13 protein-coding genes are annotated in these 15,862 nt (G+C 72.4%); 8 read left to right on the top strand and 5 right to left on the bottom strand.

Going from position 1 to position 15,862, the window contains the following annotated elements:
- Positions 1 to 15: 15 nt before the first annotated feature.
- Positions 16 to 1,146 (bottom strand): N-acetylglucosamine kinase, encoded by a 1,131-nt coding sequence (locus tag ACIBBF_RS06425; RefSeq protein ID WP_397411655.1) that lies wholly within the window; start codon positions 1,144 to 1,146, stop codon positions 16 to 18.
- Between the two features lie 180 nt (positions 1,147 to 1,326).
- Here ACIBBF_RS06425 and ACIBBF_RS06420 point away from each other — a divergent pair, with 180 nt between their 5' ends.
- From ACIBBF_RS06420 to murQ, 6 genes are all read left to right on the top strand, one after another.
- Positions 1,327 to 2,373: a biotin/lipoate A/B protein ligase family protein gene (locus ACIBBF_RS06420; RefSeq protein ID WP_397411653.1), complete on the top strand. Its 1,047-nt coding sequence runs from the start codon at positions 1,327 to 1,329 to the stop codon at positions 2,371 to 2,373.
- Between the two features lie 169 nt (positions 2,374 to 2,542).
- Positions 2,543 to 3,835 (top strand): sugar ABC transporter substrate-binding protein, encoded by a 1,293-nt coding sequence (locus ACIBBF_RS06415; RefSeq protein WP_397411651.1) that lies wholly within the window; start codon positions 2,543 to 2,545, stop codon positions 3,833 to 3,835.
- Positions 3,832 to 4,824 carry a carbohydrate ABC transporter permease gene (locus ACIBBF_RS06410; protein ID WP_397411649.1) on the top strand — a complete coding sequence of 331 codons (993 nt, stop codon included), beginning with the start codon at positions 3,832 to 3,834 and terminating at the stop codon, positions 4,822 to 4,824. Before ACIBBF_RS06415 ends, ACIBBF_RS06410 begins: the two co-directional genes overlap by 4 nt.
- Complete coding sequence (locus ACIBBF_RS06405; RefSeq protein WP_397411647.1) at positions 4,821 to 5,651, top strand: carbohydrate ABC transporter permease; 831 nt, start codon at positions 4,821 to 4,823, stop codon at positions 5,649 to 5,651. Before ACIBBF_RS06410 ends, ACIBBF_RS06405 begins: the two co-directional genes overlap by 4 nt.
- Complete coding sequence (locus ACIBBF_RS06400; RefSeq protein WP_397411645.1) at positions 5,648 to 7,441, top strand: glycoside hydrolase family 3 N-terminal domain-containing protein; 1,794 nt, start codon at positions 5,648 to 5,650, stop codon at positions 7,439 to 7,441. The genes ACIBBF_RS06405 and ACIBBF_RS06400 overlap by 4 nt, the downstream gene beginning before the upstream one ends.
- 54 nt (positions 7,442 to 7,495) lie before the next feature.
- A complete protein-coding gene (gene murQ / locus ACIBBF_RS06395) occupies positions 7,496 to 8,455 on the top strand; it encodes an N-acetylmuramic acid 6-phosphate etherase (RefSeq protein ID WP_397411643.1) in 960 nt (319 codons plus the stop codon).
- Between the two features lie 427 nt (positions 8,456 to 8,882).
- Here murQ and ACIBBF_RS06390 read toward each other — a convergent pair whose 3' ends face one another.
- On the bottom strand, positions 8,883 to 9,623 hold the full coding sequence (locus ACIBBF_RS06390) for a YggS family pyridoxal phosphate-dependent enzyme (protein WP_397411641.1): 741 nt from the start codon (positions 9,621 to 9,623) through the stop codon (positions 8,883 to 8,885).
- 120 nt (positions 9,624 to 9,743) lie between these two features.
- Here ACIBBF_RS06390 and ACIBBF_RS06385 point away from each other — a divergent pair, with 120 nt between their 5' ends.
- Positions 9,744 to 10,157, top strand: coding sequence for a YccF domain-containing protein (locus ACIBBF_RS06385; protein ID WP_397411639.1), 414 nt, complete (start codon positions 9,744 to 9,746; stop codon positions 10,155 to 10,157).
- A gap of 151 nt (positions 10,158 to 10,308) precedes the next feature.
- Here the strand turns inward: ACIBBF_RS06385 and ybaK are convergent, their stop codons facing one another.
- Positions 10,309 to 10,815 carry a Cys-tRNA(Pro) deacylase gene (gene ybaK / locus ACIBBF_RS06380; RefSeq protein ID WP_397411637.1) on the bottom strand — a complete coding sequence of 169 codons (507 nt, stop codon included), beginning with the start codon at positions 10,813 to 10,815 and terminating at the stop codon, positions 10,309 to 10,311.
- A gap of 115 nt (positions 10,816 to 10,930) precedes the next feature.
- Here ybaK and ACIBBF_RS06375 point away from each other — a divergent pair, with 115 nt between their 5' ends.
- A complete protein-coding gene (locus ACIBBF_RS06375) occupies positions 10,931 to 11,686 on the top strand; it encodes a sulfite exporter TauE/SafE family protein (RefSeq protein ID WP_397411635.1) in 756 nt (251 codons plus the stop codon).
- Between the two features lie 18 nt (positions 11,687 to 11,704).
- Here the strand turns inward: ACIBBF_RS06375 and ACIBBF_RS06370 are convergent, their stop codons facing one another.
- Both ACIBBF_RS06370 and ACIBBF_RS06365 read right to left on the bottom strand, forming a co-directional pair.
- Positions 11,705 to 13,015, bottom strand: a complete 1,311-nt coding sequence (locus tag ACIBBF_RS06370; RefSeq protein ID WP_397411633.1) for a hypothetical protein — start codon at positions 13,013 to 13,015, stop codon at positions 11,705 to 11,707.
- 100 nt (positions 13,016 to 13,115) lie between these two features.
- Positions 13,116 to 15,842, bottom strand: a complete 2,727-nt coding sequence (locus ACIBBF_RS06365) for a DEAD/DEAH box helicase (RefSeq protein ID WP_397411631.1) — start codon at positions 15,840 to 15,842, stop codon at positions 13,116 to 13,118.
- Between the last annotated feature and the right edge of the window lie 20 nt (positions 15,843 to 15,862).

The following is a 15,862-nucleotide window of genomic DNA, read 5'->3' as shown; positions in this document are numbered from 1 at the left end:
GCCGACGGCTCGGCGTCACTGAAAGTCGTCACCCGGCAGCTCGGTGGCCGACAGCTCCGCAGTGAGGATGTCGTTCGCGTTCGCGTCCTCGGCGGACTCGCGCAGCGTGTGGTGACCGTCCACGCGGACGGTGAGCCACGGCCGGAAGCCGGCCACCGACTGCGGGGTGTCGCGCAGGCGGCGGGCCAGGTGGAGCGCACCGTCCAGCGGCGTGCCACCGCTCGGCACGAGCGACACGTCCGGCCGGTCCTCCGAGAGGTGCTTGGTGAGCGACACCGTCAGCGGCGACTCCTCCTGCACCAGGCGGCCGGTCGTGGACGCCAGGGGCGGGATGCCGCGACCCAGGGCGCTGGACAGCGTGTCGGCGAGGTGCCGGCCCGCCTCCTCCAGGATGCGGATCGAGACGCCGTCCCCCTCGGCGGCCGCGATGATGACCTCCGGGGCCATCGAGGCGAGCTGCCGGGCGCGCTGGGTGTTCTTGTAGAACTGGTTGGGCCAGCTCTCGATGAGGCCGAACTTGGCGACCGCGGCGTCCAGCAGGCGCTTCGAGCCACCACGGCTGGCGCCGTCGTGGTAGCGGCCCGCCGCGCGCAGGGCCTCGCCGCCGACCCACACACCGGCGCCCAGGTCACCCAGCAGGTGGCCCCAGCCGTCGGCGCGGCGCCAGCGGCTCACGCCGTCGTACCCGAACGCGACGGCGCCCGTGCCCACGGAGAGCACGGCACCCGCGCGGCCGCGCAGCGCGCCCAGGTGGGCGGTGAGCGCGTCACCGGCGACGGCGGTGCGGTTGGTCCGCAGCTCGCGGGCGAGGATGTCGTGCACCTCGAGCGGCTTCTCGACCAGCGAGGTCAGGCCGGTGATGCCGACGGCGGCGGACGCGACGGGCGCGGTGCTGCCGTCGCTCATGCCGTCCACGCCCATCCGGGCGGCCCACGCGTTGAACGACTGGCACAGGGAGGCGACGACCGCCGGGGCGTCGCTGCCCCGGTGGTTCACCTTGACGGCGCGGCCGTTCAGGCTGATGCGCTCGGGGTTCACGGAGTTGCCGAACTCGGCGACCAGGCGCGAGCCGCTGCCGCCTACGTCGAGCGCGACGACCCAGGCGTCGACCGCCGTCTCATCAATACCCAGTGCGAGTTCGGACACCCGGTCATTCTGACACGAAACCAGGGCAAGGTTGTCTAAAGAAAGGAGTAAATTCTGGCCTGATCTGCGGTGCCTTCTCGCCAAAAGTCCGGATGTGCCCGACGCCGGGAACCCCACCTTCCGTACCTAAGGCGGGGACCGGCGTCGGACACCGCAGGCACCGTCGCCTACTGTGAACACGTGCGCGGAGAGTACAAGGTTCCATCGGGAAAGCTGGTTCGTGTCGAGACCGGTCTGGCCGCCGGGCGGCTGGCCGGGACGCGGGTGAGCGGAGACTTCTTCCTCGAGCCCGACGAGGCGCTGGAGGCCATGGGGGAGGCGCTCGACGGGATGCCCGCGGACGCCTCCAAGGCCCAGCTCGCCGAGGCCGTGCGGGGTGCCCTCGAGGGGGCCACCGCCGTCGGGTTCGACGCCGACGCCGTGGCCGTGGCCACCCGGCGGGCGCTCGGCCGTGCGACCGCCTGGGAGGACCACGAGTTCGAGGTGATCCGGACCCCCGCGGTCTCGCCCCTGCTCAACGTGGCGCTCGACCAGGTCCTGACCGAGGAGCTGGGCGCCGGCCGCCGTGGGCCCACCCTGCGGTTCTGGGAGTGGGACGAGTCCGCCGTCATCATCGGCTCGTTCCAGTCCCTGCGCAACGAGGTCGACACCGAGGGCGCGGCACGGCACGGGGCCCGCGTGATCCGGCGGATCTCCGGCGGTGGCGCCATGTTCATGGAGCCTGGCAACACCATCTCCTACTCGCTGTACGTGCCGGGCTCGCTCGTGGACGGGCTCAGCTTCGAGCGGTCCTACGCCTTCCTGGACGACTGGGTGATCGGCGCCCTGCACGGGCTCGGGATCGACGCCACCTACGTGCCGCTCAACGACATCGCCTCGCCCGCCGGCAAGATCGCCGGCGCCGCCCAGAAGCGGCTCGCCGGGGGCGCCGTGCTGCACCACGCGACCATGGCGTACGACATGGACGCCACGAAGATGACCGAGGTGCTGCGGATCGGTCGCGAGAAGCTCAGCGACAAGGGCACCCGCAGCGCGAACAAGCGCGTGGACCCGCTGCGCTCGCAGACCGGGCTGGGCCGGGCAGAGGTCATCGACGCGCTGGAGGCCGCGTTCCGGGCGCGGTACCGGACGGTCACCGGAGAGGTCACGACGCGGGAGTGGGAGCTGGCGGACAAGCTCGTCGAGTCGAAGTTCGGCACCCCGGAATGGACGGCGCGCGTGCCCTAGGGCCGGTACGGACAGACCGTGCCATGATGGGCAATCACGGTTTGGTAACACCCCTAGCAGATACATCAGTGCGTCAGTAATCTCCACGCAATGCCGCGTATTGGGAAGTTCATTTCTCAGAAATATCACCTGGCTACTCTCGCGGCACCGAGCGAAAGGAAGCCGAACGATGAATCGAGCGATGCGGCGGCCGGTGGCAGCGGCCACGGGCGCGGTGCTTCTCGCGGCCACGGTGGCGGCGTGCGGCGGCGGTAGCGGCGGGGACACCGAGGGCGACGGTTCCCTCAGCGTCTGGATCATGCAGGGCACCAACCCCGACGCCGACGCGTTCTTCGACGACGTCGCCGCGGCGTTCGAGGAGGAGACCGGCGCGACGCTCGACGTGGAGTTCGTGGAGTGGGGCGACGCCCACGACCGGTTCGTCACCTCCATCGCGGGTGGCACCACCCCCGACGTCGCGGAGACCGGCACCACCTGGACCCCCGAGTTCGCCGACGCCGGCGCGCTCGCTCCGCTCGACGAGTACGTGGACGAGGCCGGGGTCACCGACGACCTGGTCGAGGGCCTGGTCGAGGCGGGCACGTACGACGAGCAGCTCTACGGCATGCCCTGGTACGCCGGCGTGCGCTCGCTCGTGTACAACACGGAGATGTTCGAGCAGGCCGGCGTCGAGCCGCCCACCACGTGGGACGAGCTGGAGGCGGCGGCCGCGGGGCTCAAGGAGGAGTTCCCCGACAAGATCGCGGTCGCGGTACCCGGCGACGCCGAGTTCACGGTGTACCCGTGGGTCTGGGGCGCGGGCGGTGAGGTCGCGACGCTGGACGGCGACACCTGGACGTCCGGCCTGGACAGCCCGGAGTCGCAGGAGGGCATCGAGTTCTGGACGGGCCTGGCCACCGAGGGCGGCTACTCGTCGACCGGAGCCACGACGTGGCGCGAGACGGACGTGCTGGACGCGTTCGCCGCGGGCGACGTGGGCATGGCCGTCATGGGCTCGTGGACCCCCGGCGCGATCGTCGAGGCCAACGCCGACATGGAGGGCAAGTTCGCCGCCGTGCCGATCCCGGGGCAGGACGGCGGCATCGCGCCGTCGGTGCTGGGCGGCTCGCACCTGAGCATGTTCGAGACGGCGCAGGACAAGGACCTCGCCTGGACGTTCATCGAGATGATGACGACCGGCGAGTTCGCACAGCAGTGGGCCGAGCAGTCCGGGTACTTCCCGGGCCAGGTGTCGCTGCTGGACGAGACCCTGGCGAGCACCGACCCGCTGGTGGCGCCGTTCGCCGAGCAGTTCGTGGACGGCGGCGCGTCCGTGCCCGCGGCCCCCACCTACGGCGCGGTGCAGGCGAAGCTGACGACGAGCACGATGATGCAGTCGATCCTCTCCGGGGAGTCGGACGTCGCCACGGCGTCGGCCGCCGCGGCGGAGGAGATGACGAACGTGCTGAACGGCGCTGGATGACGGCGTCGGCCCCACCCACGCCGCGGCCGGTCCCGACGGGGGCCGGCCCGGCGGCCCGCAGGACCGCCGGCGGGCGGTCGGGTAGCTGGTCGGGCAGGGCCAGGGCCGCCGCCGCGCGGCCCTGGCTGCTGCTCGCCCCCGCCCTGCTCGTCCTGGCGGTGCTGCTGCTGTGGCCGCTGGTGCGGGTGTTCCTGTTCTCCCTGCAGGACTACGGCCTGCGCGAGATCACCACGGGCGAACCGAACTGGATCGGCCTGCGGAACTACACCGAGATCCTGACCGCCCCCGAGCTGTGGACCGTGGTGCTGCCCAACACCGTGGGCTTCGCGGTGCTGTCCGTGGCCGGCACGGTCGCGTTCGGCACGGCCGTCGCGGTGCTGCTCGCCTCCCTGGGCACGTTCTGGCGCACCGTGACCTCCAGCGCGATCATGGCGGCCTGGGCCATGCCCGCCGTCACCGGCACGTACGTCTGGGTCTGGATCTTCGACGCCGACCGCGGCGTCTTCAACGACACCCTGATGAACCTCGGGCTCCTGGACGACCCCACCAACTGGTTCACGGGCCGGTGGACCTTCTACGCGATCGTGCTGCTCAACGTGATCCACCACGGCTTCCCGTTCGTCGCGGTGACCGTGCTCGCCGGCCTGCTCGGCGTGCCCAAGGAGATGCTGGAGGCCGCCGAGATGGACGGCGCAGGCTCGTTCCGGCGGTTCTTCTCCATCATCGTGCCGCAGCTGCGGCAGGTGTTCGCCGTCGTGATCATCCTGTCGACCATCTGGGACTTCAAGGTGTTCGCGCAGGTGTACCTCATGCCCGGCGGCGCCGGGTCGAACCGGTCGGTGCTGAACCTCGGCGTGTGGTCGTACGTCGAGTCGTTCGGGCAGAACCGGTACGGGTTCGGCTCGGCCATCGCCGTGCTGCTCACGCTGCTGCTGCTCGCGATCACCGCGGTCTACGTCCGCACCGTGCTGGCGGAGGAGGAACGATGAGCGCACGACGGTCCCCGCTGCGCCAGGTCACCAAGGGGGTGCTGGTCGCCCTCCTGCTCGTGTTCACGCTGTTCCCCGTCTACTGGATGCTGAACAGCTCGCTCGACGCGCAGGCCGGGCACACCAGCAGCTTCTGGCCGGCCGAGCCCACCCTCGACCACTACACGTTCGTGCTCACCGAGGGCGGGTTCGGCACGTTCCTGCGCAACTCGCTGCTCGTGGCGCTCGGCACCGTGCTCGTCTCGTCGCTGCTCGCGCTGCTGGCGTCCGTCGCGGTGGCCCGCTTCCGGTTCCGCATGCGCACCCAGATCCTCATGCTCGTGCTGATCGTGCAGATGGTGCCCCTGGAGGCGCTCGTCATCCCCCTGTTCGTCCAGGTGCGCGACCTCCAGCTGCTCGGCACCCTGCTCGGCCTCGTCGTGGTCTACGTGGCGCTCGCGGTGCCGTTCGGGATCTGGATGCTGCGCGGGTTCGTCGCGGCCGTCCCCGTCGAGCTGGAGGAGGCCGCCTACCTCGACGGCGCGAGCTGGGGCCGCATGTTCTGGTCGGTCCTGCTGCCGCTCGTGGCGCCCGGGCTCGTGGCCACCAGCATCTTCGGCTTCATCACGGCGTGGAACGAGTTCATCTTCGCCATGACGATGCTCGGCGGTGCCACCGAGAGCTACACCGTGGCGATCGGGCTGCGGTCGTTCTTCGGCATCCACGCCAACGACTGGGGCGCCATCATGGCGGCCTCCACGATCATCACCGTGCCCGTGATGATCTTCTTCGTGCTGGTCCAGCGGCGCCTCGCCTCCGGTCTGACCTCGGGGGCCGTGAAGGCATGAGCGCGGAGCCCGGCGGCCGCCTCGAGCGGGCCGTGAACGGCGTGCTCCTGCCGGGCTTCGAGAGCCCCGGCGGGCACGTCCCCGGCTGGCTGGCCGACGCCGCCCGCGCCGGCCTGGCCGGTGTCGTCTACTTCGCCCGGAACACGCCGGACGTCGAGACCACCGCGGCGCTCTCCGCGGTGCTGCACGCGATCTCGCCCGACCTGCTCGTCGCCGTCGACGAGGAGGGCGGCGACGTGTCGCGCCTGGAGGCCGCGAGCGGGTCCTCGCTGCCCGGGGCGGCCGCGCTCGGCGTCCACCCCGGCGGGCCCGCCGTCTCGCTCGACGCCGGGCGTGCACTGGGCCGGCTGCTGGCGGCCACCGGTGTCGACCTGCTGCTCGGCCCGGTGCTCGACGTCGTGTCCGAGCCCGACAACCCCGTGGTCGGCGTGCGGGCCTTCGGGACCACGCCCGAGGTCGTCGCGCAGCACGGCATCGCCTTCGCCCGCGGCGTGCGCAGCGCCGGCGTCGGCGTGTGCGGCAAGCACTTCCCCGGGCACGGCGCCACCACCGTGGACTCCCACATCGGGCTGCCCGTCGTGGACGCGCCCCTCGCCGTCGTCCGGGAGCGGGACCTCGTCCCGTTCGCGCGCGCCCTGTGCACCGACGGCGGCCAGGCTCCCGGAGCCGGGCCGCGCGACCAGTCCCGGCTCGACGCCGTCATGACCGCCCATGTGCTCTTCCCCGCGATCGGGCCCGCGCCCGCCTCCGTCGAACCCGCTGCCACGCGGCTGCTGCGCGAGCTCGGCCACGACGGGCCGGTCGTCACCGACGCGCTCGACATGGGCGCCCTGCGCCGGCTCACCGGCACGGTGGGGGAGGCCGCGGTGCGCGCCGTCGAGGCCGGCGCCGACCTGCTCTGCCTCGGCCTGGACCCGGCCCTCTACACCGAGGCGTACGACGCGCTCACCGCCGCCGTCGCATCCGGCCGGCTGACCGTCGAGCGCCTGGAGGAGTCCGCGGGCCGGAACCGGGCACTGGCGGCGGACGTCCGCGGCCGTCGGGCGGCGGCAGGGACGACGACGGGAACCGCCCCCGCCCGGGCGGCTCTCGCGGAGCTGGCCGAGGTCGGCGCGCGGATCGCGGACGTCGTCGTGCACGTGCGGGGCGCCGGCCCGGTGCCGCTGCCGCCCGACGCGTCGCCCGACGTCGTGGACCTGCGGACCCGGCTGGACCACGCGGCGGGTCGCACGGCGCGGCACGTGCAGTCGGCGCTCGCGGCGGCCTGGCCGGGAGCCCAGGAGCTCCCCGCCGAGGGTGATCTGGAGAGCGGTGCCGAGGGAGCCGCGGACCCGCCGGAGACGGGCGACCTGCGTGCCGCCGACGATTCGTCCGCGGGTGTCATCCCTGGTCAGAGCCCTGCCGGGGAGATGCCCGCAGAACTCGGCCTGGATGAACGCGGACTTGCCGTGCTTATTGCCCGATTCACCCGGTACGGTGTATCGGCGGATCTCGACAGAAGCAGGCTCGAACGTGGTGCAGAATTTCCTGGACACTTGTCCAACACGGCACCGCGCCGCGAACCACTCGTCGTGATCACCCGTGAACCCGTCCCGGGTTCGGCCGAACGGGCCCGGCTGGAACAGCTCTGGGCCGTGCGGCCGGACCTCGTCGCGGTCCACACGGGCCTTCCGGGACCGGTCGAGGACTGGTTCGGGAGGCTGCGTGACGGGGGGCCGGCGGTCGTGGTGGCGTGCGGGACGGGTCGTGCGAACGCGGCGGCCGCCGTCGCGCGCCTCCAGGGGCGATGAACTACGGACACAGCGAGACAGAGCACAGGATCAGCGAGGGAAAGGGGCACGCCGATGATCGCGGAGGCGGGATTCCAACGGCACGCACAGTCGGCGCCACGCCCGGTCTCACCCACCGAGGAGCGCAACCCGCGCACCCGTGACATCGACGTGGTCTCCACGGCGGACATGGTGCGCATGATCACCGACGAGGACGCCGCGGTGATCGCCGCCGTCCGCGCGGCGCACCCGCGCATCGTCGAGGCGGTCGACCTGGCCGTGGAGGGCATCCGGGCCGGCGGGCGCGTGCACTACGTCGGTTCGGGCACCTCGGGCCGCATGGGCCTGCTCGACGCCGCCGAGCTGCTGCCCACCTACGGCGTGGGCGAGGAGATGTTCGTGCCGCACCTGGCGGGCGGCCTCGGCGCCTTCAAGAAGGCCGTCGAGGGCGCCGAGGACGACGGCGCCGCCGGTGCCGCGCTCGTCGCCGACGTGGGGCCCGCCGACATGGTGTTCGGCATCGCGGCCAGCGGCAACACCCCGTACGTCGGTGGCGCGCTCGACATGGGCCGCTCGCGCGGGTCGCGGACCGTGCTGCTCGCGTCCAACCCGTTCGCGGCCCTGGCGCCGAAGGCCGACGTGCCCATCCTGGTGAACACGGGGCCGGAGGCCATCACGGGGTCCACCCGCATGAAGGCCGGCACCGCCCAGAAGATGGTGCTGAACACCTTCTCGACCGCGGTGATGGTGCGGCTGGGCAAGACCTACTCGAACCTCATGGTCGAGGTGCTCGCCACCAACGCCAAGCTGCGCCGTCGCCTGGTCCGCCTGCTCACGCAGGCCACCGACCTGGAGCCGGACGTCTGCGAGAACGCCCTGGCCGCGACCGACGGCGACCTGCGGGCCGCCCTCGTGATGCTGGTCGCGGGCGTCGACCGCTCGGCGGCGTTCGCGGCGCTCGCGCCCGCCCCGGGCAGCTTCGGCACCCCGTCGGTCCGCGAGGCCCTCTCCCGCCTGGGCGTCACCCCGCGCTGACCCCGTCCTGCTGCTCGGTAGGCCTGTCTCGGTAGGCACGTCTCGGTAGGCGCGTGCGCGCGAGGTCGTGCCTGCCCTGTGAGGTCGTGACTTTCCTGCGAGGTCGGCAGTTTGCGTCGAGGTCGGTACAGGCCTGTGCCGACCTCGAAGCAAACTGCCGACCTCGAGTGGAGCTGCCGACCTCGGGTGGAGCTGCCGACCTCGGGTGGAGCTGCCGACCTCGGGTGGAGCTGCCGACCTCGAGTGGAGCTGCCGACCTCGAGTGGAGCTGCCGACCTCGAGTGGAGCTGCCGACCTCAGGCGGAGCTGCCGACCTCGACGCAAACTGCCGACCTCGAGCGGAGTTGCCGACCTCGAGCGGAGTTGCCGACCTCGAGCGGAGTTGCCGACCGAGTGGAGCTGCCGACCCTGACCGCCGGGGCCGCGGTCAGAGGGGCGGGCGGGGGCCGAAGACCGCCGTACCCACACGCACCACGGTTGCACCCTCCGCCACGGCCAGCTCCAGGTCGTTCGTCATGCCCATCGAGAGCTCCTGCGCGGCCGAGGTGCCCGGGGCGGCCGACGCCACGACCTCGTCACGGATGGCGCGCAGCCGGGCGAAGCCGGCCCGGACCGTCTGCTCGGTCGCACCCTCCAGGTGCGCGCCGATGGTCATGAAGCCCGTCAGCCGCAGGCCCGGCAGGGCGGCGACGGCGGTGGCGAGCGCGACGGCGTCCTCGGGCCCGACGCCGGACTTGCTCGCCTCACCCGTGACGTTGACCTGCACCATCACGTCGAGCGTGCGGCCGTCGCGCACGCGCCGGTCCGAGATTGCCCGGGCGAGGTCGAGCGAGTCGAGCGTCTCCAGGCCCGTGGCGGTGGCCAGCACCTGGTTGATCTTGTTGCGCTGCAGGTGACCGATCATGTGGACCTGAAGCGTGCCGTCCGCGACCTGGTCCGCGACCGCCGGCGCCTTCGCGACGAGCTCCTGCACGCGGTTCTCGCCGATCAGGTCCACGCCCGCCGTCAGCACCTCCAGCACGGCCTCCGCCGGCTGCGTCTTGGTCGCGACCAGCAGCCGCACCTCGCCGGGCTCCCGCCCGGCGGCGCGCGCGGCGGCGGCGATCCGTTCGCGGACGACGGCGAGACGGCCGACGACGGAGGAGGGGGACTGCAGCTGCTCGGGCACGGGGCGAGTCTATTTCGGCCCGTCGGTACCCCGGGTGGCGTGTCCGCCGCGGGAGGTTCAGGGTCGGTTCAGGGGGGTTCCTGGTACCGCGAGCCTCCCGGTCTGCGGAAGGATGCAACCATGAAGACGCTGCTGAACATCATCTGGGTCATCTTCGCGGGGTTCGGGCTGTGGGTCGGCTACATGCTCGCGGGGATCATCTGCTGCCTGCTCATCGTCACCATCCCGTTCGGCATCGCGTCCTTCCGCATCGCGGGGTACGCCCTGTGGCCGTTCGGGCGTGAGGTGGTGGAGCACCCCCGCTCCGGCGCGTTCGCGCTCATCGGCAACGTGATCTGGGTGATCGTCGCGGGCTGGTGGCTGGCCCTGGGCCACGTCGTCACCGCGATCCCGCTGGTCATCTCGATCATCGGCATCCCGATGGCCTGGGCCAACCTCAAGCTCATCCCGGTGTCGCTGATGCCGCTCGGCAAGCAGATCGTCTCCAGCGACGCCCTGCTGCCGACGTACCGGAAGCAGGGCGCGGCGGCCTGAGCCCGTCGCCGGCGGCGCTCGGCCCAGCGCCGCCGGCGCCGTCGGCCACGGCCGCTGTCGGGCGCAGCGCTGTCGGGCGCAGCGCTGTCGGGCCCAGCGCTGTCGGGCGCAGCGCTGTCGGGCCCTGCGCCGTCGGCGCCCGCCCGCGCCCTCAGTCGCGGGCGATCGGCGCCGTCGTCCCGCCCGTGAGGGTCAGCAGGTCGGCCGGGGCGAGGCCGACGTCGAGCCCGCGTCGGCCCCCGGACACGTAGACCACGTCGTACGCCTGCGCCGACTCGTCCAGCACCGTCGTGTGCCGCGTCTTCTGTCCCAGCGGCGAGATGCCGCCCACCACGTAGCCGGTGGCGCGCTCGGCCGCCGCGGGCTCGGCCATCGCCGCCTTCTTGCCGCCCGCCGCGCGGGCCAGGGCCTTGAGGTCCAGCTTGCGGTCCACCGGCACGATGCCCACCACGAGCTTGCCGTCGACGTCGGCGAGCAGCGTCTTGAACACCTGGGGCGGATCGACCCCGATGGCGCGGGCCGCCTCCAGGCCGAAGCCGAGGTCGCTGGCGGGGTCGTGCTCGTACGGGTGCAGCGTGTGCGGCAGCCCGGACTTCTCCAGGGCCACCACGGCTGGCGTCCCGTGGCTGGCGCGGGCGGACTTCGAGTTCTTGGCCACGACGCGATTGTGCCGCGCGGGCGGGCCAGGGGCGCAGCAATTTCGTGGTGCGGACCCGCCGGGCGGGTGAAACCCGGCCAACCCGGTCGGAATCTACGCCGTTAGCGTGGGGGGCGTGCTCGTACTCCTCGTCCTCGCCATCCTCGTCGGGGGCTCCCTGCAACGCGTCGCCGGGATGGGGTTCGGGCTCGTCGCCGGCCCGTTCATCGTCCTGCTCCTCGGGGCGCGGGAGGGCGTCCTGTTCGTCAACGTCGTCGGCGCGGTGATGGCGCTCGTGGTGCTCTGGCGCATGCTCCCCCACATCGACTGGCGCCGTTACGGGTGGCTGGTCGCGACGTCGGTCACCACCAGCGTGCCCGCCGCGTACCTGATGCGCGACGCGAGCTCGGCCGCGCTGGAGCTGGTGGTCGGGCTGGTCATCGTCGTGGCGATGACGCTCGCCCTGGTCACCAACCGGCTGCGGGGCGCTCGCCGGCCGTTCGCGGAGCGCGCCCGCTGGCCGCTGCTGCTGACCGGTGTCGCGAGCGGGTTCGGCAGCGTGGCCGCCGGCATCGGCGGCCCGCCCCTGGCGGTCTACTCGGTGCTCGACCGGTGGGATCCCCGGGCGTTCGCCGCGACCGCCCAGCCCTTCTTCATGACCAACGCGGTGGCGGCGATCGTCGCGAAGGTGACCGTGGCCGACGTCGTGCTGCCGCCGCTCGACTGGTGGGAGTGGCTGGTCGTGGGCGCCGCCCTGGCCGGCGGGGTCTGGGCGGGGGAGCTGCTGGCGGGCCGGGTGTCGGCGAGTGCCACCCGCAAGGTGCTGGTGGTGCTCGCCTACGTGGGTGGCCTGGCCACCCTGACGCGCGGGCTGGTGGGCCTGCTCGCCTGACACCCGGCCGCCGTCGGCTCACCCCTGGTCGAGCGGCCCCAGGACCATCGCCGGCTCGCCCGACGCCGTGAGCCGGGCCGTCCCGAGGTTGCCGACCGTGCAGCTCCCGCTGCGCGGGGCTCCGCCGTTCCAGACCTGCCGCAGGCAGTTGCGCATGGCGAGCTGTCCCCAGTAGCTCGGGTGCAGCGACTCCTGGACGTAGTACGGCGAGTCGCCGATCGTGGTGACCGTCCGGATCTGGTTGACCCACTCGGTCCGGTCGACGGCGCCCGCCGACCGCCAGTCGGGCAGGCCCACCTCCTCGTACAGCCCGACGCCGGTCTCGCACAGCCGTCGGCCGTCGAACGCGTGCGTCATGTCGAGGGTGCGGACGTTCGGCAGCCCGACGTCGGAGGCCGCGCCCAGCAGCGCCCCGTTGATGGTGGGCAGCGCCGTGGAGTTGGCCCAGTCGGCGTCCCGGTTCCAGAGGCCGCAGCCGCCGACGGACTGGCGGGTGTACCCGGACTCGGCGTACCGGAACCCGGACCCGTCCGGCACGGGCGACGGGTAGGTCTGGACCACGAGGGTCCACTGGTCGGTGCGGTAGCCGGCGTTGCTCATGGCGGTCGCGACGTTCCGCAGCGCCGTGGTGACCCGGGCGCGGACGGCGGCGACGTTCGCGGCGGTGAAGTTGGCCGCGACCGAGCTGTCGTCGTGGCAGTAGTTCTTCCACCAGGACGGCGAGGTGAGGAAGTTGACCACGCAGGTCTGGACGACGCTCGCGAACTCGAAGTCGTTGCCGCCGATCGAGACCACGACCATGCTGACGTTCCGGGTGGCGGCGGCCTCCTGCAGCAGGAGGGCCTGACCCTTGTTCCCGCCGCTGGAGTAGAAGTCGATGCCGGGCTTGAAGGGGGAGCCGGCCGAGGTGGCGGTCGTCGCCCCGCTGCAGGCGAGGTTGAGGCCGTTGGTCCCTCCGCCGATGTAGGCCTCGGCGGAGGACGCACGGTGGCAGCGGGGGATGAGCTCGCCGGTGCCGCCGGGGTTGTCGAAGTAGGCGGTGGGGCCCAGGGCGTCGGCGCGGCGGTAGTCGCTGTTGGAGGCGCCGGCCCAGCGGCCGGCCTCCCCGGAGATGTACGAGTCGCCGAGCGTGACGACCCAGGGCGTCCCGACGCCGGGACCGTCGGCGGGCAACGGTGTGGTGGAGAGGGCCGCGGTGGACAGCGGCACGGTGGGCAGGGGTGCGGCGGGCAGGGCCGCTGCGGTGGCCGGTGTCGCGGTGGCGACGAGGGCGAGCGAGGCGAGGAAGCCGAGGGTGAGGTGGCCGAGCGTTCGCAGGTGCGTCGTCATTGGCACTCCTGTGTCCAGGCAGCGCCGGTGGCACTGCTGACCGGAACTCTAATAAAAGGAGTTTACGCCAATCCCGGAAAAAGGTAAATGATCGGCAAATTCAGATCTGACCCACGTCCAGAACCGTCAGCACGACCTCGCCCGCCTCGTCGCTCGCCGCCAGGTCGACCTGCGCGGTGATCGCCCAGTCGCGGTGCGCGTCGGCGTCGTCGAGCACCTGTCGTACCCACCAGGTGCCGGGTTCCACGCGGCCGCCGTCCTGCGTGGCGGCGCCCGGCAGCTCCGCGCCCGGCTCCAGGATGGTCAGCAGCGCGGCCGAGCGAGCCTGGGGGCCGATCCCGATCGCGTCGTCGCCCTGCTCCTCGAACAGCGGGTCCAGGGCGTCCGCCCAGGCGTCGGCGTCCCATCCGCCGCCCAGCGCCGCCAGCGCCGGGTAGGACTCGCGGGCGGCGAGCTCGACGCGGCGGAACATCGCGTTGCGCACCAGCCGGCGGAACGCGCGCGGGTTGCCGGTGACGGGCCGGGCGGGTGCCTCGGCCCCGGCGTCGGCCAGCTCGCCGTCGGTCACGAGGTCGGCATCGTCGTCCACGGGGTTGGCCAAGCGCTCCCACTCGTCGAGCAACGACGAGTCGACGCCGCGCACCAGCTCGCCGAGCCACTCGACGATCTCCTGCACCTCCTCGGTGCGGTGCTCCTCGGGCACCACCTGGCGCACGGCCCGGTAGGCGTCGGCGAGGTAGCGCAGCACCACGCCCTCAGTGCGCTCCAGCCCGTACACGCTCACCGTCTCGGCGAACGTCATGGCCTTCTCGACCATGTCCCGCACCACCGACTTGGGGGAGAGCTCGTGGTCGGCCACCCACGGGTTGCTGCGGCGGTAGGCCTGGAACGCGGGCTCCAGCAGGTCGGCCAGCGGCTTGGGCCACGTGACCTCCTCCAGCAGCTCCATCCGCTCCTCGTACTCGATGCCCTCGGCCTTCATCGCGGCCACGGCCTCGCCGCGGGCCTTGTTCTGCTGACCCATGAGCACCTGGCGAGGGTCGTCCAGGGTCGCCTCGATCACGGAGACGACGTCGAGCGCGTGCGTCGGGCTCTCGACGTCGAGCAGGTCCATGGCCGCCAGGGCGAACGGCGACAGCGGCTGGTTGAGCGCGAAGTCGCGCGGCAGGTCGACCATGAGGCGGGCCGACGGGCGCAGGGTGCCGGCGGCGTCGGGCACGCGGACCTTCTCGACCACGCCCGCGACCCGCAGCGAACGGTAGATCCGGAACGCCTGGCGTACGTGCTCGGCCTGCTGCGTCTCCGTGTCGTGGTTCGCGGTCAGCAGGTGGCGCATGGCGTCGACGGGGTCGGTGGTGCCCGCCGACGCGCGGGCCAGCACGTTGAGCACCATCGCGTGGTTCACGCGGAACTGGGAGACCAGCGGCTCGGGATCGGCGTCGCGCAGGCGCTCGAAGGTGGCGTCCGTCCAGTTCACGCTGCCCGACGGCGCCTTCTTGCGCACCACCTTCTTGAGCTTCTTCGGGTCGTCACCGGCCTTGGCCAGCATCTTGCGGTTCTCGATGACGTGCTCGGGCGCCATGACCAGCACCTCGCCCACCGTGTCGTACCCGGCGCGGCCCGCCCGCCCGGCGATCTGGTGGAACTCACGGGCGCTCAGGTGGCGCATGCGCTCGCCGTCGAACTTGACGAGGCTGGTCAGCAGGACCGTGCGGATCGGCACGTTGATGCCGACGCCGAGCGTGTCGGTGCCGCACACGACCTTGAGCAGGCCCTTCTGCGTCAGGCGCTCCACGAGCCGGCGGTACTTGGGCAGCATCCCGGCGTGGTGCACGCCCACGCCGTGCCGCAGGAACTTGCTCAGGATCTTGCCGAACCCGGTGCCGAAGCGGAAGGCGCCCATCTCCGCGACGATGGCCTCCTTCTCCGACTTGCTCGCCACGTTCATCGACAGCAGCGACTGCGCGCGGTCGACGGCGTCCTTCTGCGTGAAGTGGACCACGTAGACCGGGGCGCGGTGCGTGGTCACCAGCTCCTGGATCACCTCGGTGAGCGGCTCGACCACGTAGGAGAACGTGAGCGGGACCGGGCGCTCGGCGCCCGCTACCTCGGCCACCGGCCGGCCGGTGCGCTCCTCGAGGTCCTCCCGCAGGCGGGTCGTGTCACCGAGCGTGGCGCTCATCAGGATGAACTGGGTGTCCTTGAGCTCCAGCAGCGGCACCTGCCACGCCCAGCCGCGCTGCGGGTCGCCGTAGTAGTGGAACTCGTCCATGACGACCTGCGCGACGGCGTCCTCGTCGGCGTCCGCGCCCCGTCCGCCGTCGCCGTTGCCCCGGCGCAGCGCGAGGTTCGCCAGGATCTCCGCGGTGCAGCAGATGATCGGGGCGTCCGGGTTGACGGCGGAGTCGCCCGTCATCATGCCCACGTTCTTCGAGCCGAACGCGGCCACCAGGTCGAAGAACTTCTCGCTGACCAGCGCCTTCAGCGGCGCGGTGTAGTACGTGCGGCCGCCCCGGCCCGACCGGTGCGCCGCGAGCGCGGCGAACTGGGCACCCATGGCCACCATCGACTTCCCGGACCCCGTGGGCGTCGCGAGGATCACGTGGGAGCCCGTCATGACCTCCAGGAGCGCCTCCTCCTGGTGCGGGTAGAGCGCGCGCCCGCCCGCGGCGGCCCACTCGCCGAAGCTCTCGAACAGGACGTCCGGGTCCGGGTCCTTGCCCGTGGGTGCGGGCAGGTACGGGATCAGGGTGCCGGCGGGCTTCGGGGTACCCGGCTGGCTGGTCGAGGAGAAGGTGGTCGCGGTGGTCGAGGAGGGCGCCGTCATGGTCCGCCCATTCTTGCAGG

Origin of the sequence: Promicromonospora sp. NPDC050880 (genome assembly GCF_044456525.1) — a bacterium.
Lineage (GTDB): Bacteria > Actinomycetota > Actinomycetes > Actinomycetales > Cellulomonadaceae > Promicromonospora.
Note: the sequence above shows the minus strand (reverse complement) of the source record. Positions and strands in the feature narration are given on the sequence as shown.

Coding starts and splice junctions, on each gene's coding strand:
- ACIBBF_RS06415 (WP_397411651.1), top strand. CDS start 2,543: ATGAATCGAGCGATGCGGCGGCCGGTGGCAGCGGCCACGGGCGCGGTG.
- ACIBBF_RS06410 (WP_397411649.1), top strand. CDS start 3,832: ATGACGGCGTCGGCCCCACCCACGCCGCGGCCGGTCCCGACGGGGGCC.
- ACIBBF_RS06405 (WP_397411647.1), top strand. CDS start 4,821: ATGAGCGCACGACGGTCCCCGCTGCGCCAGGTCACCAAGGGGGTGCTG.
- ACIBBF_RS06400 (WP_397411645.1), top strand. CDS start 5,648: ATGAGCGCGGAGCCCGGCGGCCGCCTCGAGCGGGCCGTGAACGGCGTG.
- murQ (WP_397411643.1), top strand. CDS start 7,496: ATGATCGCGGAGGCGGGATTCCAACGGCACGCACAGTCGGCGCCACGC.
- ACIBBF_RS06385 (WP_397411639.1), top strand. CDS start 9,744: ATGAAGACGCTGCTGAACATCATCTGGGTCATCTTCGCGGGGTTCGGG.
- ACIBBF_RS06370 (WP_397411633.1), bottom strand. CDS start 13,015: ATGACGACGCACCTGCGAACGCTCGGCCACCTCACCCTCGGCTTCCTC.
- ACIBBF_RS06365 (WP_397411631.1), bottom strand. CDS start 15,842: ATGACGGCGCCCTCCTCGACCACCGCGACCACCTTCTCCTCGACCAGC.